Origin of the sequence: Streptomyces sp. GS7, from assembly GCF_009834125.1 — a bacterium.
In the GTDB taxonomy this organism is placed as follows: domain Bacteria; phylum Actinomycetota; class Actinomycetes; order Streptomycetales; family Streptomycetaceae; genus Streptomyces.
In genome coordinates this window covers 5,007,776-5,034,544 of record NZ_CP047146.1, presented here as the reverse complement: position 1 = coordinate 5,034,544, position 26,769 = coordinate 5,007,776, and the positions used below count along the sequence as shown (strand labels likewise).

General features: G+C 68.0%; 23 protein-coding genes and 2 pseudogenes. 16 read left to right on the top strand and 9 right to left on the bottom strand.

Going from position 1 to position 26,769, the window contains the following annotated elements; genetic code table 11:
* Positions 1 to 22: 22 nt before the first annotated feature.
* Complete coding sequence (locus GR130_RS22295) at positions 23 to 1,870, top strand: ATP-binding cassette domain-containing protein (protein WP_159506328.1); 1,848 nt, start codon at positions 23 to 25, stop codon at positions 1,868 to 1,870.
* Between the two features lie 141 nt (positions 1,871 to 2,011).
* Here the strand turns inward: GR130_RS22295 and GR130_RS41640 are convergent.
* A pseudogene (locus tag GR130_RS41640) lies at positions 2,012 to 2,599 on the bottom strand (transposase); the annotation flags it as partial.
* Between the two features lie 182 nt (positions 2,600 to 2,781).
* Here GR130_RS41640 and GR130_RS22285 point away from each other — a divergent pair.
* From GR130_RS22285 to GR130_RS40845, 3 genes are all read left to right on the top strand, one after another.
* The gene (locus GR130_RS22285; RefSeq protein ID WP_201304967.1) at positions 2,782 to 3,093 is read left to right on the top strand and encodes a hypothetical protein; all 312 of its coding nucleotides are present in this window, start codon (positions 2,782 to 2,784) and stop codon (positions 3,091 to 3,093) included.
* 94 nt (positions 3,094 to 3,187) lie between these two features.
* A complete protein-coding gene (locus tag GR130_RS22280) occupies positions 3,188 to 3,397 on the top strand; it encodes a hypothetical protein (RefSeq protein WP_159506326.1) in 210 nt (69 codons plus the stop codon).
* Positions 3,398 to 4,175: 778 nt separating this feature from the next.
* On the top strand, positions 4,176 to 4,334 hold the full coding sequence (locus tag GR130_RS40845) for a hypothetical protein (protein ID WP_236573364.1): 159 nt from the start codon (positions 4,176 to 4,178) through the stop codon (positions 4,332 to 4,334).
* A gap of 551 nt (positions 4,335 to 4,885) precedes the next feature.
* Here the strand turns inward: GR130_RS40845 and GR130_RS22270 are convergent.
* Complete coding sequence (locus tag GR130_RS22270) at positions 4,886 to 5,773, bottom strand: COG4705 family protein (RefSeq protein WP_159506325.1); 888 nt, start codon at positions 5,771 to 5,773, stop codon at positions 4,886 to 4,888.
* Positions 5,774 to 6,367: 594 nt separating this feature from the next.
* Between GR130_RS22270 and GR130_RS22265 the strand changes: the two genes are divergently transcribed.
* Together GR130_RS22265 and GR130_RS22260 are read left to right on the top strand one after the other, a co-directional pair.
* On the top strand, positions 6,368 to 6,655 hold the full coding sequence (locus GR130_RS22265; protein WP_201304966.1) for a hypothetical protein: 288 nt from the start codon (positions 6,368 to 6,370) through the stop codon (positions 6,653 to 6,655).
* A 192-nt stretch (positions 6,656 to 6,847) separates the two neighbouring features.
* A protein-coding gene (locus tag GR130_RS22260; RefSeq protein ID WP_443043644.1) for an IS5 family transposase occupies positions 6,848 to 7,656 on the top strand; the annotation gives its coding sequence in 2 pieces (ribosomal slippage) (positions 6,848 to 7,196 and positions 7,196 to 7,656; 810 coding nt in all).
* Between the two features lie 327 nt (positions 7,657 to 7,983).
* Here GR130_RS22260 and GR130_RS22255 read toward each other — a convergent pair.
* Positions 7,984 to 8,418: a hypothetical protein gene (locus tag GR130_RS22255; protein ID WP_236573362.1), complete on the bottom strand. Its 435-nt coding sequence runs from the start codon at positions 8,416 to 8,418 to the stop codon at positions 7,984 to 7,986.
* A gap of 262 nt (positions 8,419 to 8,680) precedes the next feature.
* Between GR130_RS22255 and GR130_RS22250 the strand changes: the two genes are divergently transcribed.
* Positions 8,681 to 9,277: a TetR/AcrR family transcriptional regulator gene (locus GR130_RS22250; protein ID WP_159506323.1), complete on the top strand. Its 597-nt coding sequence runs from the start codon at positions 8,681 to 8,683 to the stop codon at positions 9,275 to 9,277.
* 135 nt (positions 9,278 to 9,412) lie between these two features.
* Positions 9,413 to 10,636 (top strand): MFS transporter, encoded by a 1,224-nt coding sequence (locus tag GR130_RS22245; protein WP_159506322.1) that lies wholly within the window; start codon positions 9,413 to 9,415, stop codon positions 10,634 to 10,636.
* A gap of 537 nt (positions 10,637 to 11,173) precedes the next feature.
* Here the strand turns inward: GR130_RS22245 and GR130_RS22240 are convergent.
* The gene (locus GR130_RS22240; RefSeq protein ID WP_159506321.1) at positions 11,174 to 12,394 is read right to left on the bottom strand and encodes a metal-dependent hydrolase family protein; all 1,221 of its coding nucleotides are present in this window, start codon (positions 12,392 to 12,394) and stop codon (positions 11,174 to 11,176) included.
* Positions 12,395 to 12,461: 67 nt separating this feature from the next.
* Between GR130_RS22240 and GR130_RS22235 the strand changes: the two genes are divergently transcribed.
* From GR130_RS22235 to GR130_RS22220, 4 genes and pseudogenes are all read left to right on the top strand, one after another.
* Entirely contained in the window at positions 12,462 to 13,082 is a 621-nt protein-coding gene (locus GR130_RS22235) for a TetR/AcrR family transcriptional regulator (protein ID WP_159506320.1), read from the top strand.
* An 899-nt stretch (positions 13,083 to 13,981) separates the two neighbouring features.
* Positions 13,982 to 14,296, top strand: a pseudogene (locus GR130_RS22230) (transposase); the annotation flags it as partial.
* Between the two features lie 178 nt (positions 14,297 to 14,474).
* Complete coding sequence (locus GR130_RS22225; RefSeq protein WP_159510142.1) at positions 14,475 to 15,251, top strand: MerR family transcriptional regulator; 777 nt, start codon at positions 14,475 to 14,477, stop codon at positions 15,249 to 15,251.
* Between the two features lie 3 nt (positions 15,252 to 15,254).
* Positions 15,255 to 16,475, top strand: a complete 1,221-nt coding sequence (locus tag GR130_RS22220; RefSeq protein ID WP_159506319.1) for a glycosyltransferase — start codon at positions 15,255 to 15,257, stop codon at positions 16,473 to 16,475.
* A 214-nt stretch (positions 16,476 to 16,689) separates the two neighbouring features.
* Here the strand turns inward: GR130_RS22220 and GR130_RS22215 are convergent, their stop codons facing one another.
* Positions 16,690 to 16,983, bottom strand: a complete 294-nt coding sequence (locus GR130_RS22215; protein WP_201304965.1) for a hypothetical protein — start codon at positions 16,981 to 16,983, stop codon at positions 16,690 to 16,692.
* A 646-nt stretch (positions 16,984 to 17,629) separates the two neighbouring features.
* On the opposite strand from GR130_RS22215, the gene GR130_RS22210 reads away from it, so the two are divergent.
* A complete protein-coding gene (locus GR130_RS22210) occupies positions 17,630 to 18,706 on the top strand; it encodes an oxygenase MpaB family protein (RefSeq protein WP_236573359.1) in 1,077 nt (358 codons plus the stop codon).
* A gap of 272 nt (positions 18,707 to 18,978) precedes the next feature.
* On the opposite strand, the gene GR130_RS22205 is transcribed toward GR130_RS22210, so the two are convergent.
* Positions 18,979 to 19,422 carry an integrase core domain-containing protein gene (locus tag GR130_RS22205; protein ID WP_159506318.1) on the bottom strand — a complete coding sequence of 148 codons (444 nt, stop codon included), beginning with the start codon at positions 19,420 to 19,422 and terminating at the stop codon, positions 18,979 to 18,981.
* Between the two features lie 314 nt (positions 19,423 to 19,736).
* Here GR130_RS22205 and GR130_RS22195 point away from each other — a divergent pair, with 314 nt between their 5' ends.
* Together GR130_RS22195 and GR130_RS22190 are read left to right on the top strand one after the other, a co-directional pair.
* The gene (locus tag GR130_RS22195) at positions 19,737 to 20,387 is read left to right on the top strand and encodes a hypothetical protein (protein ID WP_159506317.1); all 651 of its coding nucleotides are present in this window, start codon (positions 19,737 to 19,739) and stop codon (positions 20,385 to 20,387) included.
* A gap of 1,621 nt (positions 20,388 to 22,008) precedes the next feature.
* Positions 22,009 to 22,938: a cytochrome P450 gene (locus tag GR130_RS22190; protein ID WP_236573351.1), complete on the top strand. Its 930-nt coding sequence runs from the start codon at positions 22,009 to 22,011 to the stop codon at positions 22,936 to 22,938.
* A gap of 139 nt (positions 22,939 to 23,077) precedes the next feature.
* Here GR130_RS22190 and GR130_RS22185 read toward each other — a convergent pair whose 3' ends face one another.
* Together GR130_RS22185 and GR130_RS22180 are read right to left on the bottom strand one after the other, a co-directional pair.
* Positions 23,078 to 24,109, bottom strand: coding sequence for an amidohydrolase family protein (locus GR130_RS22185; protein ID WP_159506315.1), 1,032 nt, complete (start codon positions 24,107 to 24,109; stop codon positions 23,078 to 23,080).
* Between the two features lie 150 nt (positions 24,110 to 24,259).
* A complete protein-coding gene (locus GR130_RS22180) occupies positions 24,260 to 24,976 on the bottom strand; it encodes an SDR family NAD(P)-dependent oxidoreductase (RefSeq protein ID WP_159506314.1) in 717 nt (238 codons plus the stop codon).
* Positions 24,977 to 25,161: 185 nt separating this feature from the next.
* On the opposite strand from GR130_RS22180, the gene GR130_RS22175 reads away from it, so the two are divergent.
* Positions 25,162 to 26,193 carry an Lrp/AsnC family transcriptional regulator gene (locus GR130_RS22175; RefSeq protein WP_159506313.1) on the top strand — a complete coding sequence of 344 codons (1,032 nt, stop codon included), beginning with the start codon at positions 25,162 to 25,164 and terminating at the stop codon, positions 26,191 to 26,193.
* On the opposite strand, the gene GR130_RS42005 is transcribed toward GR130_RS22175, so the two are convergent.
* Positions 26,125 to 26,349, bottom strand: coding sequence for a winged helix-turn-helix domain-containing protein (locus GR130_RS42005; RefSeq protein ID WP_159510140.1), 225 nt, complete (start codon positions 26,347 to 26,349; stop codon positions 26,125 to 26,127). The genes GR130_RS22175 and GR130_RS42005 overlap by 69 nt on opposite strands.
* Positions 26,350 to 26,769: the final 420 nt, after the last annotated feature.

Here is a 26,769-nt window from a genome sequence, read left to right as displayed (position 1 = left end):
CAAGCCAACCAGGAAGAAATACATGACCGACGTCAACGGCTGCCAACTGACGAGCCCCGAGGAGCACGTCGCAGACGAGCCAGGGACAGGCCATCCCAGTGACTGTCTGGAGGAAACCCACGCAACCTGCGAAGTCTCCCTCACCGCGACCGGGCTGACGACCTGGGTCAGGCACAAGGGGAAGACCAAGACCCTGCTGGACGACGTCAGCCTCACCCTGGAAGCCAACTCGCTGGTCGCGGTGATCGGGCCGTCAGGGGCGGGGAAGTCGACGCTGCTGCGTGCGTTGACGGGGTATCAGCCTGCCAACGAGGGCGAGGTGCTCTGCCAAGGCCTGGACCTGTACGAGGACTTCCCCGAACTGCGCCATCGCATCAGCCTGGTGCCGCAGGACGACATCCTGCACACCCAGCTGACCGTGCGCACCGCCCTTCGCTACGCCGCCAGGCTGCGCTTTCCGCGCGAGGCCGACCAGGCTGAACGGGACCGCCGAGTCGGCGAGGTACTCGACGAGCTGGGCCTGACCCACCGCGCCGAGAACCGCATCTCCGCGCTCTCCGGCGGCCAACGCAAACGTGTATCCGTCGCTCTCGAACTCCTCACCAAGCCCTCACTGCTCTTCCTCGACGAGCCGACATCCGGCCTCGACCCCGGCCTGGACCGCCAAGTCATGCAAATGCTCCGGCACTTGGCCGACGACGGGCGCACTGTCGTGGTCTCCACCCACAGCGTGGCCAACCTGGAACTGTGCGACCAGCTGCTGGTGCTGGCGCCGGGCGGCCGGACGGCGTACTTCGGCCCGCCGCAGGAGGCACTGGACTTCTTCGGGCGCCGAGACTGGGCGGACGTCTTCTCCGACTTCCACCAACAGCCCGACCGCGACTGGCCGGGAGAATACCGCGCCGCGCAGGCAGACCGGCACGACTCGGCGGGCCGGACTCCCCTCGCCTCGCCGGCCGGGAAGGTCGCGCACTCCAACGTGCCGCACAATCCGCAGCGTTGGGCCTCGCAGTTGGTGACACTGATACGGCGGAACTGCTCGGTGCTCGCCGCCGATCGCGGGCACGTCTGGCTGCTGGTGGCCCTGCCGATCATCATGGGCGTGCTGAGCATGGCCGTCCCCGCCCAGTACGGCTTCCTGCGAGCGACCCAGGCCGCGGGTCACCTGGCCGGCTACCCGCCGAACTACAACGTCGATGCGCAGTGCGTCCTGCTGGTCCTCGCGATCGGGGCCTGCCTGACCGGCACCGCGAACTCGGTACGCGAACTGGTCTCCGAACGCGTCATCTACCAGCGAGAACGCGCCACCGGACTGTCCCGGTCGGCGTACGTGGTCTCCAAGGTCACTGTGCTCGGCGTCATCACCGCCGTGCAGGGCCTCGTCGTGGCTGCAATCGGCCTGGCCGGACGCCGAATGCCGGCCAGCGGCCTGCTGCTGAAGTCGTCCGAGTCCGAGCTGGTGCTCACCGTGGTGCTGCTGGCCTTCACTTCGATGATGCTCGGCCTGATCGTCTCCGGCTTCGTCCGCACCGCCGAGAAGACCATGCCGCTGCTCGTCGCGGCCACGCTCGTCCAGGTGATGTCCACCGGCGCCGTCTTCCCGCTGTTCAACCAACCGGGCCTGGCCCAGATGTCCTGGCTAGCCCCCTCCCGCTGGGCCGTCGCGGCGCAGGCCGCCACCATCAACCTCTCCCACATCGGCCCACCGGCGGTCGCCAAGCACCCGCACCTCACGGACTCACTGTGGACACACACTGCGGCCCAATGGGGTCGGGACGTGGGCGTGTTGGCCGGCCTCGCCGTGATCGGTGTCCTCGTCGTCACCCTGCTGCTGCGCCGCCACGAACCAGCGGTCATGCGCCGGCGCTGACGGATCGAACTCCCGTCGTTCACGTCGCAGCCGAGGGGCCTGGCAGCCGAGGGGCCTGCGGGAGCGTCACCCCACACGCTCCCCGCCACTCACCTGCGGACGAGCCCTCTGCGGGGACGTCCCGTTCGGATGTGTGTTAGTTCATGGATTGTGGCAGGTTGTGGTTGTTTCACCGGTTGCTCGTTTGGCGAGGTCGGAGATCGCTGAGAGGCGGGTCATGCTCTCGGAGTGTTCGGGTTTGGTTTCGTAGTCGCGGGCCAGGCGGCGGTGCATCATGAGCCGGCCGAAGCTTCGCTCCACCACCCAGCGTCGTGGTAGCGCTGAGAAGCCTTTGACTTGTGTGTTTCGCTGTACGAGATCGACGTCGATGCCGAGTTGGGCGCCATGTTCGATGGCCTGGGTCTTGTAGCCGGTATCGACCATGCCTGGTGACGGTGGGGTGGCTGGCGGCGAGTTGAGTGAGGAGTTGCTTGCCTGCCTGGTTGTCGGAGACGCTGGCCGCGGTGACCATGACCAGCAGTAACAGGCCGAGGGTGTCTGTGACGCTGCGTTTGCGGCCACGATTTTCTTGTCGGCGTCGGTACCTTGGGTGCTGGTGGGCACACTGGGAGCGGTTTTCACGCTCTGGGCGTCGATGACACAGGCGGTTGGTTCTGCGGTGCGTCCTTCCTGTTCTCGGACGAGCTGGCGCAGGTGGGCGCCGAGCTTCTCGATGGTCCCATCGGCGGAGCCATGAGGGCTGATCACGGTGATGCGCCAGCTCGATGAGGCCGGACACCTCGAAGGGGCACGAAGCCCCTTTTCGGACTGTGCCGACGCGCGCCCGGCGAGCGGCGGTAGTCGGCCTTGGCGAGCTGAGGGTTGCCCACCAGAACTCTCCGCCAAGTTCGACGTCAGCGGTGGCTGACAGCATGGCGATCACGAGCCGAATCATCTCGTTCAACAGCGCCGACAAGGCCGACGTCGTGGCCGTTCTCGGGGCCGCCGGGAACCTCAGGATGGACGACGGTTTCACCCATGACATCCAGGTCCTCATCGAGAAGCTGGACGCCGAGCATGAATCGTGGGAGTACGGCACGAAGGCGGGCGGACCGGACGCGGTATCCGCCCGATCCTGCCCACCCTGCCCGGTCCCCCCACGCGCCCCCGCGAGAATTCAGCACCGCAGCCTGCGCCACGTCGATACACGCACCATGCCCACCAGCGATTTCATCGCCATTTGATCGGCCATGGTTAGCGTCAGCACCGTCCGGGGGTTCCCGCTGCAGTGCACCACGCATTGCGACCCACCACTACTGAGGAAGGACGCTCAACATCATGAGCAACACGTCCCGTATTGAGACCCGTGAGATAGCCGACGACGACCTCGACAGCGTCGCGGGTGGTCTCTCCGTCAGTGGCTCCGTGGACGGCCTGACCGCCACGTTCGCTCCGGGCCCCAATGGCATCCCTGTCCTGACCGGCGGCTCCGTGAAGTCCGTCAGCCTCACGGTCTCCGACATCCCCCTGGGCCCGATCCACGGCTGAGGTACAGCTTGTAGCACGGTGCTCATCCACCGGGCCCCGGAACCACCCCCGGCCGTCGTGGGGTAATTCAGGGTCCTGTGTGACGTCGGCCTTCAAGACCTGGTTGTGGTCGTGGAGGCCGACATTGCCGTGTGCGGCGGCTGACGATGTCTGTGCGGCGAAGGGGAGCCTGGCGATCCCGGACCGGACGAGCAGGGACGGTCGCTCGCCGACCGACGAGGAGTTCGTGGACTTGTCCCCGCCGCGGGGCGAGCCGCAGCGGTCCCACAGCCCGTTGTCGCGGACCGCTGGAAGCGGATGACGTCTGAACCGTGCCACGGACGCGGCGGACACCATGGACATGGCGTCCATGCTGATCGCCGTGTGCCGAGGCGGTACCGGCGTCCGGGGACGAGCCACAGAAGCTGTTCACCGATGCGTGCCCTTGCGGGCTGCTGCGGGCCCGGCTGTGCGGCGATGCAGACGCCTTGGACAGTTATCTGCCGCCCTGCATTGCGGAGTTGGCGCGCCGGGTCGCCGACGCGCTCGAAGTGCCACAGCCTGTCACCGTGTGACGCCGTCCGAGGACCCGCTTACCCCGAAGAGGCCGAGTTCCGTGAACGCCTCCAGGCCCAGCCCCACCCACCCGAACGCCGGAGGCACTCCCCGTGGGTCACCTCGCGACCGTTCGCGCGCAGGAATACGGGCACGTGCTCGACCAACTCCTCAGTGGCGCTGCCCGGTTGACATGCTGCGGCGCCTGGAGCGCGGCAGCGTGGCCCCCCACGCAACTGCGGCCATGCATATGGTCCGGTTCGCCGCCGTCATCCTGTGGCCCACCGTCCCGAACACCCCGCCGCCCGACTTCCGAGACGACACCGAGCGCATGCTCCAGCTCGCCGCCAACTGGCGCGAGGTGGCTCTGGAACCCGGCGACTTCGCTCCCGGGTCGCCGTAAAGCCACGATGAGCGAGACGAAGATGATGTACGCCCTTCTCAAACGCCAAGACACACCGGTCGCTGAGTTCCACGCTGCACGAAGGTTCTGCCGTACACGGGGCCGTCGGTGTGCGAGCACGAGGAATTCTCGCTCCTCTTTGCCGGTAGTGCTGGCCGCGCTGAGTTGCTCGGCCCATGTGGCCGGGATCGGCCTGAGGGGCCCAGGTTGGGGTTGAGGCTGGCGCGGGCGAGGAAGCCCAGTCCCGGGCTGGGTGCGCTCAGCGCTGCGGGGTCGGTGGTGGTCTGGTCGCGGGTAGACGTCGCCGGCGCGTGTGGCCTTTTCCTCTCCTGGGGGATCTGCCAGTGGGGTGTCTCGGGGCCTGGGGCAGCACGGTGGCGCCCCGCACACGCATGGCGTCACAGTCGATGAGGAAGCACTCGGGCTGAGGGGCTGTGCCGAAGAGCACGTTCTTGGGGGAGAGGTCTCCGGCCGTGATGCCGATGCGGTGCAGCCGGGTGAGGGGGCCGCCAAGTCGGCCAGGATATCGGGCCGGTCGCGTTCGCTGATCGTCAGGCCGAACCCTGCGACGTAGGCGTCGTCGTTGAGCAGGGGATGGCGGTCTTGCCTTCCTGGACGTGGGCGTAGGCCATCAGGCCGAACAGGATCGCGAGCAGCACGGCGGATGAACCGGCAGTGCCGAGGTCCAAGCCGCCCTTGGTGACGGGCTTGGTGAGGAAGTCGCCGGCAGTGGCGCCGAGCGGGCGGGTGAGGACGAAGGCGATCCAGAACAGCAGCACGTTCGGAACGGCGGGCATCTTCATCAGTACGACGAGGACCGCGAGCGCGCCGGTCACGAGAAGGGCACCGCCGGCGTAGCCGAGGCCGGAGCTATCGGACAGGAAGTCGCCCATGGAGGTGCCGAGGGTGTTGGAGACGAGGATCGCCGACCAGAACAGGGCCTCGCCGCGGAAGGTGACGATGTCCCGGATCTGGAACGTCATCCCGGACAGTTTCCACACCAGGAAGATCGCCAGGAGGATCGAGATCAGGATCGCTGCGCCGGCGGGATAGCCAAGGCCAAGACCCTGCGGACCCCACCCGAGCGAAGTGGAGCCGTTCGAAAGGAACTTGGCGCTGGCATCGCGGTTCATGAAGTCGGAGATCGTGGTGCCGGCCATGCTGGTCGACAGGATCACGGTCCAGTAGAAAAACGGGTTGTAGCTGGAGGAGCGGAGCTGGACGACCAGCGTCACCACGAAGATCAGAAACAGGGCCATCGTGGTGAGGAAGTAGCCGAGCCCGAGTGTCTGGGCGAACAGGTCGCCGGCCGTCTCACCCAGGGTCGTCGCGGCGATTTTCATGATCCAGAAGGTCAGAGTGACCTCGGGTAGCTTCTTCATCACCGACTTCGTCGTGCTGGCGACACCAAGATCGGTGAGGAGTTCCGTTTTCTCCAAGGTGGGGGGCTCCTGTTCAGAGACACGGCAGGGCGCTCATCCCCGAGGCAAGCGCGCCCTGTTGAGCCGGTACGGCTGCAGTATGCAACCGTGAACTCCGACTCTGGCGACCGCAACGTAAAACTTCCTGAACGGCTGCCTGAGCCCCGATCCCCGTCCGCGAAAACCTCGGCCGCGATGCGTTTTCCCCGATGAAAACGTCAGTGATCGCGGATAGTGGCCATGAGTTCCGCCATCAGGTGCGAGCTGCTCCAGCCCTGATCGGCGGTGGACTATGAGATTCGTCACGGAAGGGCCAGAGGAGGCTTCCTCGGTGCGGTCGATGAGCGTGTGAGCCCTGTCGCGGATGCGGTCGAGGCCGGAGTCGAGCGAATCTGGCGCGGACGTCGTGAACGCGCCTTCGGCCCACCTGTGCCTGGCCCGGGACTGCGAGGCCAGCCCGGCTCGACCGGAGACCATGATCCGATGGGTGATGATCGGCATCATTGTCCGGCGTCTCACCCGCGGCCGTCGGGCAACGCGCCCCGCTCCACGGCCGCTGACCACGGCCACCACTTGACGTGCCAATCCGTCCAATTCTGATGGGACGCCGTCATGAGCGCGGGCATTCACCTGGAATCCGGTCTGACGAAGAACACCTGGAGCGACGCCGACTTCGACACGATGGGATGGCACGACGTCGCCATCCACGGACTGTGCGTGCAGCCGGGCGCCTCCGACGGCTCGCTGCCGCGACTGCTGCTGGACATCGACTACGTCGTTCGTCGGGTGCATCCGGTCGCGCCGCGGAAGCACTTCAACTTCTGGATCGCCCCTCCACGCTCGTGTTCGAGGATGTCTGGGACATCGAGGGCGACCTCGGCTTCAAGACGATGGCCCTGAGTCTCGAAATCGACCACCTCCGGTGCTTGATCCCGGAGGACAGCCGCGGTCGCCCGCAGTGGCACATCGAAGGCTACTTCTTCGATCTCACGTTCCGGGCCACCGGATTCCACCAGTACCTTACTGATCATTTCAGAATGAGTTTGTGTTGGGGGCTTGGCAGTTGGGGTGAGAGACGGCAGTGTTCTGCGGGTGTCGGTCGATCTTGTGCCTGATGACCTGTGGGGACGTGTCGTGCCGTTGCTTCCTCCTCGGCCTCCGCGGCGCCGGCGGTATCCGGGCCGGTTGCCGGCGGATGATCGTGCTGCCCTGCGAGGCGTCGTGTACGTGCTGTGCAAGGGCGTGAGCTGGGTGGATGTGCCTGCGGAGAGGGTCGGTTGCAGCGGGGTGACTGCTTGGCGGCGGCTTCGGGACTGGGCCAAGGCTGGTGTCTGGCCTCGTCTGCACGAGGTCCTTCTGTCGGAGTTGCGGGCGGCCGGTCTGCTGGACATGGAGGACGCGGCAGTGGACGGCTCGCACGTCAGGGCTCTCAAAGGGGGGCTCGCACTGGACTTTCGCCAGTCGACCGCGCGCGTCCGGGCAGCAAGCACCATCTGATCACCGACCGGCACGGAACACCGTTGGCGATCTCACTGACCGGCGGAAACCGTCATGACGTCACCCGGCTGATGCCACTGCTGGACGCGATACCCCGCATGTGCGGAGTCCGGGGTCGTCCGCGTCACCGGCCAGGCCGGCCGTTCGCCGACCACGGCTACGACTACGACAAGTACCGCCGCCTTCTCCGGGCCCGCGGCATCACACCGAAGATCGCCCGCAAAGGCACACCCCACGGCTCCGGCCCGGGCAAGACCCGCTGGGCCGTCGAGCGCACCTTCGCCCGGCTCCACCAGTTCAAACGCCCGCGGATCCGCTACGAGATACGCACCGACCTCCACCTCCGCCTGCTCCAACTCGCCTGCAGCGTCATCTGCTTGAGGAGACTCCGGACCTCATTCTGAAATGATCAGTAAGGCGCGCGGCGTAGTAGGCGGCGATACGTGCGATCTCTTCGGGCTCGGCGTCCTGGAGCCTGTGCTGGTCCTCTACGCACTGCTGGCGCTGCACTGTCAGCTCTTCCAGGCGTTGCTGGTCGCCGGAGCTGCCGGCTGTACCAGGCCAGGACAGCACCCACGACCTGGTGCGCCTTCGCGGACCCGACGCGGTCTCACCGCCCGCGGCCGACTCCGACGAGGATCGGGGATCGGGGATCGGAGTGTCAAGGCTTGCTCGTACAACCAAGGAAGGGCCGTCCCGGTGAATCCGGTGGGCTTCCGGACGCTGCCAGGTCAGGGCCAGGGGAGGAGGAGCAGCTTGGAGATGTTGTTGTTGCTGCCCGACTCGGAACCGCTCGCGGAGTTGAGGGTGTTGGTGGAGCCGGCCGCGTTGTGGGGGTTGCCGCTGCTCACCGGGTTTCCATGGTTGAGGAAATTGTTGCTGTTCATGGTGTTGCCGCTCTTGACCGGCCCGCCGATGCACGGATGAGGCGACTTGATCTTGGGCGACTTGTAATAGAAGTCGGGCAGGTGGTTGTTGCACAGCACGCCGGAAAGCATTGCCGTGAGGGAGCCGAGATTGCCACCTGTCGCGGCGTTAAGGAGGGATCCTTCCGGGTCGGCCGGTGGGGTCTGGGCCTGCGTGATTCCGGTGCCGAACAGCACCAGACCGCATGCCCCGGCGAGGGTTCCCGCTTGCACCAGTCCCGCCTGCACTAGTCTTTTCACGACGCTCCTTGACTGATCGGCCTGTTGATCGAGACGTATCTTTCTGCGGCCGTCCGCGCAGACTGCCGACAACCCGCAGGAAGCCAACGCTCGCGGGCCATATTCAGTCGCTTGGCCCAACCGCCCGCGTCGATGGGCAGGACCGGCCGGGGACGAAGACCGCCGAGTTCTGGAGACGGAAGACCGCATCTCCGCCCTCGCAGCCGTCGAGGGCCGGGGGCTCGTATTGCATCGAACGTTCCAAAACGGTTACGGTGCATCCATGGCCCGACCGCGGATGTTCGACGAGGAGCGGGCCCTGGACGCGGCGATGCGCGCCTTCTGGGCGAACGGCTACGAGGCCACTTCGACCCAGGATCTGTGCGAGGCCACGGGCCTGGGCCGCAGCAGCATCTACAACACGTTCAGCAGCAAGCATGATCTGTTCAAGCGTGCGCTGGCCCGCTATATCGACATGATGACCTCTGCCCAAATCGCTGTCCTGGAGGATGCGGAGCGGCCGGCGGTGGAGCGCATCCGCGCGATGTTCGCCATGGTCATCGACGGTGAGTTCGAGGCGCGGCGCGACGGTCGCAGCGTCGGCTGCCTGACCGTGAATACCACGGTGGAGCTCGCCCGGCGGGATGGGGAGGCGGCCGCCATCTTGGAGCGCGACCTCGTGCGCCGACTCGACTCCTGGCGCGCGGTGCTGGCGAGCGGGCAGCGCGACGGAAGCATCACCGCCGCACGGGACGCGGGTGAACTCGCCCGCTTCGTCAACGCCGTCATCGGCGGCATGCGGATCTCCGCCCAAGGCGGTGCGGACCGCGCCGTGCTGGAGTCCATCGCGGCAACGGCGGTGGACGCGCTGACCTCTTGAGGTCGAACCGTTGAGCCCCGCCTGATCGACGCTGCCGTACGGCAGGGTGCGCCGCCTTCGTATGGGCAAGTTTTGCACTGATCGATCTAAAACAATTCCGGCAACCCCGACCACATCTCACCCCGGAGTACCTGTATGCCTCGTGCTGTCTACGTCCTGGCCATGGGCATCTTCGCCATGGTGACCAGCGAATTCGTCGTCGCCGGGCTGATGCCCCAGATGGCGCAAGGGCTGAACGCCACCATCCCGCAGATCGGCTACCTTATCACCGCCTTCGCCGTCGCCATGGCAGCGGGCGGGCCGTTCCTGACCGTGGCGGTGATGAGGATGCGTCAGAAGCAGGCTCTGATCCTGTTGTTCGCGATCTTCCTGGCGGGCAATCTCCTTGCCGCCACCGCCACCACGTACGGGGTGATGCTGGTGGCCCGGATCGTCACCGGCATCGCCTCGCAGGCGTTCTTCGGCGTCGCCATCTCCCTGTGCGCCCAGCTGACCCGTCCGGAGGTGCGCGGCCGCGCGGTGGCGGTGGCGCTGAACGGGCTCATGCTGGGCACACTGCTCGGCCTGCCGCTGTCCACCGTGATCGGTGAACGGCTGGGCTGGCGGGCCGCGTTCTGGACTGTCGCCATCCTGACGGTCATCGCCGCACTGTGCACTGCGGCCGGCGTGCCCCAACTGGAGCGAGCCACCGCCGACGGCGGCGGCTTCCGCCAAGAATTGGACGTCTTCAAGAAGCCGAGGCTGTGGGTGACCCTCTCCACCAGCACCTGCGTCATCGGCGCAACCTTCTCCGCCTTCAGCTACCTCAACCCGATCCTCACCCGGATCACCGGGTTCGCCGGCGGCACGGTTCCCCTGCTGCTGATCGGCTACGGCGCCGCCACCGTGGTCGGCAACACCATCGTCGGACGGCTCGCCGACCGGCACACCGTCAGCGTGCTGCTGTGCGGGCTCGCGCTGAACCTGGCCTTCCTCGTCGGATTCGCGCTGCTGGCCCACCTCAGCCTTCCGGCCGTGGTGTGCATGCTGGGCATCGGCCTGGTCGGCGTGACGATGAACCCCGCGCTGGTCACCCGCGTTCAGCGCACCGGCAACGCCCGTCCGCTCGTCAACACCGTCCACTCCTCCTTCATCACCCTGGGCATCATCATCGCCACGTCGTTCGGAGGCGTGGGCATCGACGCCTTCGGCCTGCGCGCGCCGCTGTGGATCGGCGCGGGCCTGGCCGTCCTGGGACTCGGCACGCTGCTGCCCGAACTCAGCAAGCGGCGTACGAAGAAGGCCGAACCGGCATCCGCCCCGGCGCCCGCGCCGACCGTCACCGTCGGATCAGGAAACGCACAGGGACGTACGGAATAGTCCTGCACACGGGAACCGGCCGCCGGAAGCGGAAGCGGAAGCGGAAGCGGACGGCGGACCGGGCCCGGCTGGCGACGCGCTGCCACCTCGATGCCGTCCGCATCCGCCACGGCCATACGGCCGACAAGGCCGCTTCCCAAGACGCCTTGGAAAAAGTTACGGGCCACTGTCTCGCCGCACGGCCAGCCGGTGAGCGGCTGGGGCCGGGGCCGGCATGTAGGTGTCGGGGCTGGGCTCGTAGCCCTTTTCGCAGGGGTCGCAGTGGCCCTGGGCGCGCAGCGGGAGACAGAAGTAGTACCGGCGCTGCCGTGCGAGGCTGCCTGGGAGGGGGCACAAGAGGGTGTCCGTCCCGTCCTGGTGCCCCGCCACCACGTCCCTGGCCGCCCAATGGACCGGGGAGCAACCGATGAACGTCCTCAGCCCGGAGTCCCGCGACGGTCAGCGTGCCGCCCGCTACGAGGACCAGGCCGACCGGGAGACGGACGCCCGGTCCGGAACCGACTGCTCAGGCCCACCGGCCGGTGCGCGGAAGCCTTCTCAGAGGACGGCTCCGGCTTTGACCACGTGCCGCAGGTGCCGGTCGGGACGGGTGAGGACGGCCAGGTCCGCCAGCGGGTCGCCGTCCACGACGAGCAGGTCGGCGTGCGCGCCTGGTGCGAGGGTGCCGATCTCGCCCTCCATCCGCAGCAGGCGGGCCGCCGTGCTCGTGGCGGAACGGATCACATCCGCAGCGGGCTGGACCTCGGCGCGCAGGGTGAACTCCTCCAACTGGGCCGAGTGCAGCGGCCCGAGCAGGTCACTGCCGTAGACCAGGTTGACGCCCGCACGATGGGCCTTCTCCAGGGCGGCCAGCCCGTGGTCGCGGACCTGGGTGAGCTTGCGGTAGGACGACTCCGGCAGGCCGGACTGCCGGCTGAGCTTCGCCGTCTGCTCGTAGGCGACCAGGGTGGGCACCAGGAAGGCGTCCCGCTCCAGCAGCAGGTTGATGGTCGTGTCGTCGATCAGGTTGCCGTGTTCGACGCAGCGCACGCCGGCCCGCAGGGCCCGATCGATGGCGCGCGGGTGGTAGGCGTGCGCGGTGACGTACCGGTTGTGGTTCTCCGCCTCCTCCACGGCGGCGCGTATCTCCTCCTCGCTGTACTGGACGGCGGCGATCTCGTCGTGCGGTGAGGCCACGCCGCCGGAGAGCAGCACCTTCAGATGGGCGGCGCCCTTGCGGAACTCGTCCCGGGCCGCCGCGCGGACGGCGTCGACGCCGTCCGCGATCCGGGCGAAGTGGGGGCGGCTCTCGCAGCAGGGCACCGAGTCGTCACCGAGCGGGCGCAGGTCGCCGTGGCCGCCGGTCTGGGAGAGCGCCTTTCCGCCGTGGACGAGCCGCGGGCCGAGCGCCAGCCCTTCGGCCAGGGCCCGGGCCATGCCGTGGTCGGCGCCGCCGACGTCGCGGACGGTGGTGAAGCCGCGGCGCAGCATCCGTTCGGCTTCCGCGAGAGCCCGGACGGTCAGGTATCCGGGGGTCCAGGAGGCGATGGCGGAGAGGTCGAGGGAGGTGACCATCAGGTGGACGTGGGCGTCGATCAGGCCGGGCAGCACGGTGGCGCCGGCCGCGTTGAGCACCCGTACGTCCTGTGCGGTGCCGGGCGGGCGGCCGGTGCCGGTGGCGGCGATCCGGCCGTCGGCGACCTCGATCCAGGCCGGGTCGGTTCGGTTACCGGTCTCGGGGTGGAGCAGGTGGGCGTCGGTGATCAGCAGTCGGCTCATGGCGGTGGTCCTCTCACAACCTCGTTTCAATACGACCCATATTAAATACAGCATGTATCGTGATGGCGTGAATCCCTCCCCGGTCGACCCCTCCGCGCCCCGGCCCCCGCGGCGCCGCGTCCACACCAGAGCCCGCATCCTGTCGGCGGCGGGCGAGTTGTTCCTGTCCGCGGGATATGCGCGGACGAGCATCGAGGACATCTGCACCGCCGCCGGCTACACCCGCGGGGCCTTCTACTCGAACTTCGCCACCAAGGAGGACCTGCTGCTGGCGCTCTTCGACGAACAGGCGGCCGAGCGGATGACCGAGCTGGAGCACCTGGCGGCCGCGGCCGAGCAGTTGGGGCCCGAGGAGCGGGCGCGGCGGCTGGTCGAGGCCCTGCTGCGGGTCGAGGCCGCCGAAACCGGGTGGATTCTGCTCTTCCTGGAGTTCCGCCTGTTGGCCGCCCGTACATCCGAACTCGCCGAGCGGGTCGCCGTGCACGACCGCGCGGTGACGGCGGCGCTGGCGGCCCTGCTGGAGCGGGTCCTGCCGGAACTGGTACCGCCCGGGGCCTCCGCCGAGCAGGCCGCCGAGGTCATCCTGGCCGCCCGCGAGGGCCTGCTGGCCCGCACCGCCGCGGGCGGCCCGACCTCCGAGCAGTTGCTGAACGCGACCACGGCGGTGCTGGCCGGGCTGCTGGGCTGACGCGGCGAAAGGCGCGGCCCCGTCACGTACGGACGCCGCCCGTCCACCCGATCCGGAACCCGGTTCGATCAGGCAACCCGCCCGACCGGTGAGCGGAAGGCTTCTGGGGCCTGTCCGATGGGTCAGGGTCGGACAGGCCCGGTCAGGAGGCGCCTGACGTGGTCTGTGGCGGTTGAGAAGTGAGCTTCGGGGCTTGTGCTGGTGGTTGCGGGCGGTCGGTGTGGCGTGAGTGCTGTGTGCTGCCGGTGGGTTTGTTCGAGTTTCCGGGGAGTGCTGCGCGCCGCCGAGGTGAACTCCCCGCCTTGCCGAACTCGGGGTCGCTCCAGAGGACCGGGACGGATACGAGGAAGTCGGGCTTGGCGGCGCTGGGACCGTAGCGGACGCGCGCGAGCCGTCGCTGACAGCGGAAGGGCAGCCGGCCGCCGGCAATCCGCAGGAATCCATTCGGGCTCGTGTCGAGCAACGCTACGCCCGCGTGGCTCAGTTCCCTCAGATCGGCAATGTGACACCCGGTGCGCATCGCACCGCCGCGTGCCGTGATGTCGTCGGCCAGCGCCTGGGCAATACGGATGCTGCCGCCCTGCGGTATCGGCCATCCCGTACCGTGTGCGAGGTGTCCCAGCAGCAGGACGACCTGACCGGAGGCAAGGCCGGGGAGCCTCGCTACAGCATGCGCGGCAACGCCCGTCAACAGCGACCGTTCCCGCTCAGTGCGGAACAGCCCAGGGCCAGTGGGCTGCCCAGGGCGAGAACCCCGGGTGCCAGCAGAAGGGAAGTGGCGCAGCCGCGGCGGACGCCGTGCCGCCCAGAGAGGATCAAGCCGACAACGTCGGTGCTGTGCCGGAGCAGTGGCCCCATCAATGCCTGCCACCGTGCACCGGCCGGGGCCGAGATGCTGCCTCTACCCTCCCGAGATCCGCATCGCCATCGTGCTCGACATTTTCTCTCCGCACTTGACCACGCAGAAGGACACCGCGGTCGGCGACCGGGCCGCGGCCGGCAACGTCGAGTTCGCCTACACGCCGACCACCAGCTCCTGGCTCAACCGCATCGAGGCCCAGTTCACCGCCCTGCGTTACTCCACACTCGACGGCACCGCCCGTGCCAGCCACAAAGAGCAGAGCAGTATGACCCGCCGCTACCTCGTCCGGCGGAACAACCACGCCGCCGACGAACGCCTTTGCGGGGTCGTGAACAGGGCCAACGTTGCCTGATGCGGCACTACAGTAGTACTCCAGTCGCGGCCTGCCGCGCGTCGCCGGGGCCCGCTCACCCATTCGCCGTGCCCAGGGCTCCTCGCGGTTCTGACCCGGTCCCGGCTTGACCCTCTCCTCACGTCAGGCTTCAGCATGGAGGCGATCGGGAGGGAGATCGGGCATGGCTGAGCAGGGCATGAGCTACTCCGTGGGACAGGTCGCCGGATTCGCCGGGGTAACCGTGCGCACGCTGCACTACTACGACCGGGCGGGGTTGCTGTCACCAAGCGAGCGCAGCACGGCCGGGTACCGGCTCTACAACGACGCCGACCTGGCCAGACTTCAGCAGATCCTCTTCTACCGGGAGCTCGGCTTCCCGCTCGAGGAGATCCCCGGCATCCTGGCGGATCCGCGGGCAAGTGCGCTCGACCGCCTCAGCGAGCGCCACGGGCAGCTCAAGGAGCAGATCACGAAGCTGCAGAAGCTGGTCGAGGTAGCCGAGCGGGCCATCGAGGTGGAGCGGACCGGGGTCCGGCTGACCCCCGAGGAGCGGTTCGACATCTTCGGCGCGGTCGATTGGGACCTCAGCTATGCGACCGACGCCCAGCTCAAGTGGGGTGACAGCGCGGGGCATCGGGAGTCGATGGCCCGGGCGGCCAAGCACACCAAGGAGGACTGGCGGCGGCTGATGGCCGAGTTGGCGGCCTGGCGGCGGGAGCTGATCGCCGCATTCGAGGACGGCCAACCGACCGACGGCGAGCGGGCGATGGACCTGGCCGAGCAGCACCGGGCCCATGTCGAGCGGTGGTTCACCCCGTGCCCGCCGGATGCGCACCGCAGGATCGCGGACCATTACCTGGCCGATCCCCGGGCCTTCGCGATGCTCGTCCCGCCGTCCGAGCAACTGCCCGGCCTGGCGCACTTCCTGCACGGCGCGGTCCACGCCAACGCCGAGCGCACGGTGGAGGGCTGAGGGATGCGCATTCTGATCACCGCGGCGGGTTCCCACGGCGACGTGGCGCCGTACACCGGGCTCGGCGTACGGCTGTCAGGGACAGGGCACGAGGTCGCGCTGGCGACGCACAGGAGTTATGCCTCAATGGTGGAGCAGTGCGGACTGGAGTACCGGCCGCTCCCGGGGGATCCGCGGGCGGACGGGGCGGCGGCGCAAGGGAAGGGCGGGCTGATCCGCAAGGCGAAGGCGTTCGTCGGGGAGCTGGGGCGAGGGATCACCGAGGTGGCCGATCCGCAGGTGGATGTGTTGCTGCTCTCCACCACGACCGCGCCGCTGGGCTGGCATGTGGCGGAGGCCGTGGGGGCGGCGAGCGTCGGGGTGTATCTGCAACCGGTGGAGCCCACCGGGGAGTTCGCGCCGGTGGTCGGGGGCGCCCGCTCGCTCGGCCGGTGGGGGAACCGGGCGGCGGGGCGGGTCGCGCTCGGGGTGGTGGATCGGATCCACCGCGACGCCGTACGGGAGTTGCGGAGGCGGCTCGGTCTGCCACCGCTTTCCGGCCAAGCGATGCGCCGCAGGCTGGAACGGGAGCAGTGGCCCGTGCTCCACGGGTTCAGCGCCGCGGTGGTGGGGCGCCCAGTGGACTGGCGGCCAGGGCTGGAGGTGGTGGGCAACTGGTGGCCCGCCGGGCCGGAAGCTCTTCCCAGGGAGGTGGAGGAATTCCTGGCGGCCGGTACTGCGCCGGTGTTCATCGGCTTCGGGAGCATGGGCTCCGGACAGGGTGAGCGGCTGAGCCGGATCGCGGTGGAGGCGCTGCGGTCGGCGGGGCTGCGGGGCGTGCTCCAGAGCGGATGGGCCGGGTTGGCCGCCGACTCGGACGACGTGCTGACGGTGGGGTCGATCGGGCATGCCGCGCTGTTCCCGAGGATGGCGGCCGTCGTCCACCACGCGGGTGCCGGGACGGCGGCGGCGGGGCTCCGGGCCGGAGTGCCGTCCGTTCCTGTGCCTGTGACGGCGGATCAGCCGTTCTGGGCCGGGCGGCTGGCGGCGATCGGGGTGGCGGTCGAGCCGATCCCGTTCGGCGAGCTCACCGCGGAGCGGCTCGCCGGGGCGATCCGGCAGGCCGTCGCACAGCCGTCCTACCGCAAGCGGGCAGCGGCGTCCGCTCGGCGGATGGCGAAGGAGGACGGCGCGGGGAGCGTGGTGAAACTGGTGGCCGACCTGGCGCGGCGCGCGGGCTCCTGAGTCATTCCGGCCGTCCCGCTGGAGGGCGCCGACGTGATCAAATCATGGCTGGACGATGTCAGCCTGCAGGGAGCCCGCTTGCGCGACGCCCCGAAAGGCTGCTGTGGCGGGGACGCCTCTGTTTTATGCGGACTTGCGCGGTGCTCGTCGAGCGGGAGTCTCGACCGGGTGGTCGTTGCCGGTGCCGGACATCGGAACAGGGCCTCGGCTCAGATCACCCGCCTGCGGTAGGAGGTGCCGAAGACGGTGTTGCACTCTTGGTGACTGTGGTGGTGCGGAGCTGCCTTGTGGTTGGCATGTTGTAGACGAGCCGCCAGTCGGTCACCTGCGACATGTCCTGGGTCTTGGCGCCGGGCGAGCTGCCGTCGGCCACCATGAGCGTGGCGTTCGGGAACGTCATGTGGACCTCGTCCGCGGCCGCGGCGAGGAGTTGCTGCAGGGACAGTTGGTCCGCCGCCTTCATCCCGTGGCTGACCGACACGGAGGCCGGCGTGGCAGCCTGTGCCACACCGGTTCCCGCTACGCCGGTCACCGCGAGTCCACACGCGACGCCGACGGCCGCGACACCGTTCCTGAGCACACCGCCATGCCAGCCGCCGGGCCAGGCATGACACCACAGGAGTCGGCGGCCGTCTCCACCAGCAGCAGGCCCGCCCCGACTCGACCTCCCCGGGCCATGTACCCACGGCGGGCGCACGCCCTGCGCACGCATCAACGACCTCGACACGCAGCATGCCGGCCTCGGAATCGAGGGCCGGAAGCCGCGACTCTGCACCCGCCCGTCGGCCATGGCGGGGCCGCGAGTTCCGGGGCGTGCGCCCTGATGCGCGCGGGCGTACCCCCTGATACCTCGATTGAGGGATCGTCGGTCAGTTCGTCCGTGGGAAAGATTGCGGCCGGAGATCTTGCCCAGAACTGCTCTGCCCTCTGGTGAGGCCCCAAAGCGCGGTTTTTGTACGGCTGTGCGTGAGCCGTGCACCCCGGGCCCTGCGGTGGTCGGAGCCGGCTGGCGTCGAGATCGAGCTACGCCTGTCTGAGGCGTATTCCCTTGACCACGATGAACGGAGCTTTACACGGTGGCTTTGACGGTTGAAACGGTCGCGACGGAGTTGGAAGCAGCGAACAAGGCAGGTGACCCACTTGCCGATGCCTTGGTGTCCGACCTGATCGACAACAAGGAGGTCGATGGCATCAACGGTTTGTTCCGCACGATCGGGACGCTGAAGCCGGGCCAGGACAACTCGCACCTGCCGCAGCGGTTGCGCGAGTTCCTGGACACGGCCGCGGCCGAGCCGCCAGGCTGGAGCCAGCAAGACGTCAAGGCCGCTGAGGGTTTCTTTGCCCATCACCACGGCGAGGCGTCCATGCTCCAGGGCACCGTCGGTCTCATCGGCACCTACCTTTCCCCCACCGGCGCCTTCACCCTCCGCTCGACCGGCCGCCTCGGCGGTGTGGAAGGCCCCGGCCGGCGGCTGTCGCAGTCCTCCCGCCTCTTCCTGGACATGGGCAACAAGGGCGCGCTGCGGGACGGGTCGCTGGCCGCGACCGTCACCAAGGTCCGCCTGGTCCACGCCTCGGTCCGGCAGCTACACAAGAAGAGCGGCGAGTGGGACTACGAGAAGTGGGGCGAGCCGGTCTCGCAGAAGTACACCACCGGCGCCTCCTTCGTCTTCAGCACCCAGATCCTCCAGGCAATGAAACACCTCGGCATCGATGTCTCCCGCGACGACGCTCACGGCTTCATCTGCGCCTGGCACTACGTCAACCACTACCTCGGCACCCCGGAGAAGTGGCTGCTGCCCAAGGACGCCGACGAGGTCGAGCGGCTGTGGAACTCCCAGCGGGACACCGAGTGGCAGAAGACCGACGACGGAGTCTTCATGACCAAGCAAGCCGTCGACTTCTACCGGAAGTTCCTGCCGCCGGGGGCGCACGACGCCTACGTGGCCATGGTTCGCGTGGCGCTGACCGACAAGTATGCCGACATGGCGGGCCTCCCACGCAGTGTCCTCGACCTGGCCGGTAAGCCGCTCGCCGCCGGCCACGACGTCCTCAGCGGCATCGGCGGCGGCCTCCTCGGAGGCGCCGCCAAGGACACCGTCGGCGTCAACCCCTACAAGGAGATCCTCGGCGCCGCGTCCAAGGCGTTCAACGACGTCGAACGCTACGCCCTCACCCACGACCAGGACGACCAGCCGCAGATGCACCAGGAACTCCACGACAACCGCTGACGGAACTGCGAGGGGGTGCCGCGGATCCGCTGTAGGATCCGCGACCGCCCGTGCTGGTCTGAAACGACTGGAGTGTGTTGCCCGAACATGCGGCCGCCCCAGAAGCCACTGGTGCTGGGACGGCCGCCCTCTTCTCGCACCGGCGATGTGCGGACGCGGCTCGACGGACTGAGCCCTCGCAGAAGGCCCTGCTTGACTTGCTTGCCCCAAGCTCTGCACCTGTACCGTGCCAAAACCCGTATCTAGCCTATGAGCTGGGGTGATTACGCGTTTCATGCCGCTCGGTGGTACTCGTTGATCAGTCCGCCGAGGACTTGGTGCCGCTTGATCGCGGTATCCAGCGGAATCACGGTGGCCGGGTCGTGGTCGGGCGGGAGGTGATCGCGGCCCTGGTGCGGCCGGTGGGTGTTGGGGTGCCGGACGTCTGCCTCCAGGACGGTGACGGCATGGTGCTGCCCGTAGATCAGGAGTCGGTCGGTGCACTCTTCGCGGACGCTGCGCATGAACCGCTCGGCGTGGCAATTTGCTGCGGGTAGCCGCAGCGGGATCTTCACCACTTCTCTGTCTTCGGTGGTGAAGACGGCGTCGACGGCAGGCGTGAACTTCGCATCCCGGTCCCTGATCAGGTGCCGGAAGGATCCGATCCGGCTGCCGAGGTTGGCGAGGAGATTTCCGTGCCTGCTGGGTGATCCACTCGGCGGTGGGGACAGGCCCATCCCTGGGCGATCAGGCGACGATGCCAGCGCAGCAGTGTCCCCGGAGTGACCAGACGTACTCGGCGCAGCTCCTGCGGCAGCAGTCGGGCCAGGGACGGTGAGTACGGCGCGGTCCTTCGCTGCGCGGGGCGGTGATCCAGGGCCGTTCCCAGGCGCTCGGTGCGTGGGCGACGCGGCCTGTGGATGGGGCGGTGACACCGAGCGAAAAGGGGGGCGCGGTCTTCCATAGGCGCCAGGAAATCCCTTGGCCGGGGCGGACCGTACGTAAGGGTGTGCAGAGGTTGCAGCATATGGCGCATTACAGGAGGCCACCAATGAACGCGCCAGTACTTCGGCGCGGTGCCGCCACCCTAATGGCCACCGCCATCGCCAGCACCGCCGGCGTCACCCTTGCTGGTCCTGCCAGCGCGACCACGTCCTACGGTCACCCGCACCAGAAAGTCATCGTGATCGTTGTGAACGATTCGCGCCATTGCAGGGACTTCCGTGTCGTCAAGGCCGTCGTCGTCAAGAAGGATCGCAAGGTCATCATCATCAAGAAGTTCGTGAGTTGCGACTTCCGGAGGCACTACGATTTCTTCGCCAAGCCATTTTTCTTCAAGCGCGAATTCCGCACACCGCACATAGTGCACGCGATCAACGCACCGGCCCGCGGGACAGTCCCGCTCACTCCTGCAAAGGTCCCGGTCAGCACCAACCCGACCCGCGTCTCGATCAACGAGCCGGGGACCCCGATGAACCTCACCTCCCCGTCCTCGCTCGGCAGCCTCACCCCCAGGCAAGTCAACGTGTCGCCCAGCGGCATCACCGCTGGATCCGGTGCAGCCGGTGCCAGCCTGGGCGCCGGAGGCATTACAGCCGGCTCCGGTGCGGCGAGTGCGAGCCTGGGCGCCGGCGGTGTCAGCGCCGGCTCCGGTGCGGCCGGTGTGAGCATGGGTACCGGCGGCATGGCAGGGATGCGGTGAGTCTGCAGGCGGACGGGCAAGGCGGGCAATTAGACCGATCGATCGGTTGCCGTGGGACGGGCCCGGAAGCAGGGGCTCGTCGCACAGCTTCCTGCGGCAAGTGGCGCGGCCGGATTCTCCAGGATCGGTGGACGCGGGCAGCTGGCTGGCCCCTGTCGTCAACTCCCGCCTGCCTCACGGCCTCAAGGGCGCCTCCCATGCGGCAGCGACTGAACCTCCTTGCCTCCTCTGCTCCTTGACGCCCTTCTCGTGGCATTGGCGTCGCGTTTCGGCAGCGTTCCGTGCGTCTGTACTCCTCGCCCGGCCCCGGCTCCCGGCCCCGGAACGCCTCCGCAGTGGGAACCGTGCAGCAGCCCCGACGGCCGACGCCAGTCGGCTTGCGGGGGCGAACACTCCGGGGCTGACGATCATGAACCATTCACCGGGTGCGTTACGTACCTCGGACGGAACTGTCCTGGCGAGCTCCAGGCGGCCGCGATGTCTGCTCGCCTGGCTGATGTCTCGCTGAGGGAACCGCGGCCGTCAGCGCGCTCCTCGGCACGGTGGCTCATCTCCTCATCGTCCCTGAACGTCTCAAGGAGGTGGCGTGCACAGGAGTTCTGTTCGCCGTCGGCGGTGGCGCCCTGCTCTTCGTTGCCGCGGGTGTCGCGCGGCGGAACCCCGTACCGGCCTGGCTGCTGGGCGTAGTAGTCAGCAGCGGCATGGTTCTCGGCTTTGCGCTGTCCCGCACCGTTGGACCGCCGGGCTACCGAGAGGAAGGCTGGGACCGCCGTACGGAATTCTGTCCATGGTCGCCGGAGCGGTATTCATCGGCGCCTTCATCACCTGGTACGGCGCCGGGAAGACACGTACGCCGGCCGCTTCGGTCACCCGCTCCACTCCGCCCGTGCACGTTCGGTAGCCACCGAGCTGAGTGGGCAGCAATCCAAGACCACCCCGTTCGCGTATACCAGATATGGGCGTATGCGGCAAAATGGGAGGTGTGGCATTTGGTACTGCCGGAACTTCTTTGCTGAACCCTCGACTGGGAAAGCCCAGACAGGCGAGAGGAGTGCATCATGATCGCCAAGCTGCTCGGCAAGCTGTCCTTCACCCGCCACTACGGTGCGTACGGGGTCGGATGGGATGCGTACACCGGGGATGACCGGGTGTGATTCGACTGTCGGCGGGCGCCCTCGGGTGCCTGCCGACTACTCCCTGCCACGCTGCCGACGATATCGGCCTGGCCGGGTAGGAGAGTCGGGACGATCTCATGGGCCGGACGAATGAGCCGCCGCGGTTGCCCGGAGGCAGCTTCGCGGCGTGGAGCCGCGACCGGCTGGCATGGGCGCGCCGTGGTGCTGAGGAGTGCGGGGAGGTCTGGCAGCTGGAGCCGGGTGTCTATGTGACCGCTACGGCCGGGCCGTGTGAAGAGGTTCTGCGGCGCGGGCAGGATTTCCGTCAGGCGTCCTCGGCTCTCTTCCCGCCGTTGAAGCGGTCTGTCGCGCCGACGCGTGAAGAGCGTGCGCATGCGCACGCCGCCCGTATGCGTGGTCTGCGCCCGCAGGCGGTTGCGGCGCGGATCGGTGAGATTGCGCCCGGGGCCGCTCGTTTTGCCGACCGGTGGCCGACAGGCCAGGACGTGGAGGTTGTGCCGCTGGTGCGGGACGCCCTGGCGGAGATCGGCGTGCGCTACCTCTTCTCCCAAGACGCTGCCACCCTGCTGCCCTTTGCCTCACGGCTCTTCTGGGCCCGGGAGGTGCTCGAACGCCCCTCGCGGTGGGTATGGCCGCGCTGGATCCCCACACCGGCACGGCACTTCCGCACACGGCAGCAAGTCGCCTTCACCGACGCGTTGCGGCCCATCGTCCGCCGGCGCCGTTCATCGGGCCGGCTCGGTGACGACATGCTGGGGCAGATGCTCCAGCCCTCCTCCCGCTACGGCCTCCTGTCGGAAGAGGCCGTCCTGGACACCCTTCCCGGGATCACCGTCGCCACCTTCGAGACACCTTCCCGGGCAGCCGGTTGGATCCTGCTCGACCTGGCCCGGCACCCCCAGGCAGCCGACCGCGTGGCCGCCGAAGCAGCCCTGCTCCCCACAGACCCCGCCACCACGACCAGCACCCACCTCGACAGTCTGCACTACACCCAGGCACTGGTACGCGAAGTGCTCCGACTACACCCCCCGAGCTGGCTACTGGTCCGGCGCGCCACGCGACCGACTCAGCTCGCCGACTACACCATCGACGCCGGATCCACCGTTCTCGTCTGCCCCTACACCGCCCACCGCGACGCACGCGAACACCGCGAGCCCGACCAATTCCAGCCCGAGCGCTGGCTCGAAGACCCGGGCTCGCCGACGAAACCCGGGGCCTTCCTCTCCTTCGGAACCGGGCCCCACGGCTGCGAGGGAGCCGCTCTGGCCATGACGATGCTCACCCTCCTGACCGCACACACCGCCCACCGCTACCACCTGAGCGAACCGCCCGGACCCCAACCCAGCTACCAAGTCACCACCTTCGGAGGCCTCGCAACCACCGGCCTGCACCTGCGCGCCACCCCGCGCAACTGAGGCCGTCGAAGCTCCGGACGGCCTGGCCGGGGCCCGCACGAGCGTCCGCTGCATGATTCGCGCGGGGAATTCACCGGTGTAGCAGAGCGCCGAGCTACGGGCGCCGAAAATCAGGACTGCTGACCCGGCAGAGCTCGTATTACGGCTTCCGCGAAGGAGTTGGCGACGCCCCTGCATCTCCTTCTGCGGTGTTCTCAGGCGAGATCGAGGTCTTGAGGTCGATGCCGTACAAGGATGCCGCGTTGGCCGAGGAGAACTGTTGACGTTCCGCGTCTGTTGCGAAGTGGTGCAGGAAGGAATCGATTTCTTCTCTGGTTGGCCGTTGGAAGGGGTAGTCGGTGGAGAAAATCAATCGATCGACGGCGGTGACGGACAGGGCATGCTGCAGGTGTGCCGGGTTGAGCATGCCGGAGGTGGTGATAGAGAAATTCGACCGGATGCAGTCCGCTACTGATCGCTGCAGGCCGGCGATGTGGGAAAGGCTGTCGGCTCGGTCCAGCCAGAACAGCAGCATCTCCCCCCAGTGGCCGAGCACGACCTGAAGGTCGGGGTGACGGTCGAACGTACCTCGCAGGATCAGCCGCAGTGCCGCTGTTCCGGCGTCCATGTGCCACCCCCACCCGAATGTGGCGAGGGCGAGATCCGTCATGGGGTCGAATCCGCGATAGGAGGCGTCCCGGACTGCAGTCGAGGGCAGTTGGGGGTGGATGAACACTGGCTGGCCGAGTTCCGACGCGGCGGAGAAGAAGCCGTCGTAGGCGAGGTCGTCGAGGAACAGGTCTCCTGACCGGCCGTAGACCATGGTGCCTACGTGACCCATGGCCGCGGCTCTTTCAAGCTCGCCCGCAACGTCCTTTGGTGACGACATGGGCAGCGTGGACAACGATCGAAAACGGTCCGGATTCCGGGCGACGGCCGCCGCGGCCGCGTCGTTCGCGGCACGGCTCAGCGCCAGGGCCTCCTTGGGCAGCAGCTGCTGGGCTCCCGGCGGCGTCAGGGCGAGGATCGACATGTCGATGCCCTGAGCGTCCATGGCTGCGATGCGGCCGGCTCCGAGGTCCTCCAGACGTTCCTGATGGTCGCCCATCTTGTTGAAGACAAGGGTTTCGTCGAGAAGGGCGGACGTCGAGTCCGGCATGATCCAGTGTTCTTCGATAGCGATGAGAGGCATAGTCCTCGTCCTTGCGGTCTTCTGCGGAGCCGGTCACGTCAGGCGAGATGAGGGGACGAGTAGCGAGGAGGGTCGGGGCATTTCGAGTGACAGGGCCGCCGACGGCCTCCGATGGTCGTCAGGCCGTCCCCAATGGTCGGTTGGCAGGGCTTACCAAGGCACTATCTGGCCCGAGCGGTCCAGATACGCCAGACCGGGCGTGCCGAGCTTGGACAGCAGGACGTCGACCAACAGTGGGACGCTTTCCTCGATGGTGAACGGCGCGTCCGGCCCCCCGAGTGCGGTGCGAATCCAGCCTGGTGCCATGAGGACGAAGGCGCGCTGTGTCTCGGCCTGCCGGGTCGCGAAGCTGCGCATGAACATGTTCAGGGCCGCTTTGCTTCCGCGGTAGACCTCGCGGCCTGCGGTCGTGTTGTTCGTGATGCTGCCTTGCCCGGACGACATGGCTCCGATGAGTCCGGTGGGGGATACGAGGTCTTCGAGCGCTTCGATGACGCGCATGGGGCTGAGAGCGTTGGTGATCATCACCTCGACGAAATCAGCTGTCGGAACCGCGCCGATCGGTGTCTGCTCATTGTTCGTGGTGCCTGCGTTGACGAAGAGCAGGTCGAGCCGGCGTTGCGCGAGACGCTCGTGCAGCGGCGCCAGGTGGTTGGGCTCGTTGATGTCGAGATGCTCGATGGTGACGCGCCCGTCGGCTCGGTCTGCGAGACCGTGCAGGGGCGTTCGGGCGCCGGCGTCGCGGACGGTGCCGATAACGTTCCAACTCCTGCCGAGGAATTCGGCCGCCATCGCGTGGCCGAGGCCGCGTGAGGCCCCGATGATGAGAGCGGTTGGCGTGTGCTGGCCTGTGACAGTCGATGACATCCGGCGTCATCTCCGTTCTTCACGTGATTCTTTGCGTGGTGAGTTCACTTCGTGCGTCCGTCACCGAGACCCCGGGGCGGCGTCGGTCGGTGGTGCTGCGGTGGCTCTTCATCTGTGCGTGGAAAGTCTGTCCGCCGTGCTGTCGCCGGGGCGAGTCGAGGGGGCTTGTTTGTAGGATTTCCCCCATGACAGGCGCATCAATGTCCGAGTCCGTCGATGTTCAGCCCGATGACGTGCGAATCATTCGTGCACTGCAGATCGCTCCGCGAGCCTCTTTCGCCTCGATAGCGGTCGCGCTCGGCCTCACCGAACGCGCCGTCAACCGCCGGTATCGGCGCATGCGAGCCGAAGGGGTCATCCGCGTCGCCGGCGTGGTCAACCCGGGGGCTCTGGCACAGAGCAGGTGGCTGGTGCGAATCCGCTGCCGCCCCGGCAGCGTCGCAGCGATCGCCGACGCACTCGCCAGGCGGGACGATGTCAACTGGGTAGCCCTGAGCGCAGCGGGCTACGAAATCACCTGCGCGACTCAGTCACGGACTCGAGAACAGCGCGAAGAGCTGCTCGGTCGACGACTTCCGCGCACCGCGGCGGTGCTCGACATCAACGCCTTCGCCATGCTGCGTCAGTTCATGGGAGGCCGCGGCCACTATTGGGCCGCCCTGCAAGGCGTGCTGTCCCCGGAGCAGGAAACCATGCTCGGGAGCGACGGTTGCCCTTTCACTGAATCCCCGGTCGTCACTCGCGAACCCGTGCACCTCACCGCTGAGGACGAGAAGATCCTCGACGTTCTTGCTGCGGACGGTCGCGCCAGTCTCGTCGACCTCGCCGCAGCGGCGGACTCCACTCCGGGGCGTGTTTCACGCCGCCTTCACGCCTTGCTCCTGCGCCGCGTCGTCCACATCGACGTCGAGATCGCCGCAGCCGCTTTGGGCTATCACGCTCGGGCGAACCTGTGGCTGCGCGTGCATCCGTCGGCGGTGAAGAATGTCGGACGCACGCTTGCGCAGGAGCCCGAGATCGCCTTCGCCGCGGCCGTTTCCGGGCCCTACAACATCCACGCGGTCGCACACTGCCGAGACCTCGACGAGCTATTCGAATTCACTTCGGATCGCATCGGGTCCCTGGCCGGCCTGCAGAGTATGGAGGTCTCACCTGTACTGCGGCACGTCAAGCAGGCCGGCACACTGCTGTCGGGCGATCGCCTCGTCGAGCCCTGAGCGCCGCCGCGCCGCTTCCACCAGCGGCCACACACCCTTCTTCCACAGCTGTATCGCATCCTCGTCCCGCTTCAGAGCCCGGCGCCAGGGGGCCTGCCAGGACCATCCCGTGTCGCTTCGGCAGCCGCCGCACCCCGACGATCGAGCAGGCCAGATGGAAACGCCGACCGGTCACGACCTTGCCCCTGGCCAACGCCCATCGCTGGTCGCCCAGCCATGCACCGCACTCTGACCAACTCCCGTGCCACCGCGCCGAACTGCATGGCAGTCAGCTTCGGATCTCCCGGCGAAGCGTGAGAGGCGAGTCCACCCCCTCTCTGCTCACCGTCCCGCTGGTTGCCCTTTTCGCCGAGACAGCCTTGACGTCGGCTTACGGTGAGGGTTCCAGCGCCAGACGAACGCCCCCACGTGCGTGCGCGGCGGACGGCCCTGGGCGTCGCACCGTGCCATAGGCGGGCGCGCCTGCCCGTGCCGCAGCCGCGCCCGTCTGCCCGCGTCATCCCGTATTCGACTCCGGTCAGGCTCAGTTGTCCGGCAGCTCGTCACTGCGAATGGGCTTACCGGGGTCGTGCGGTC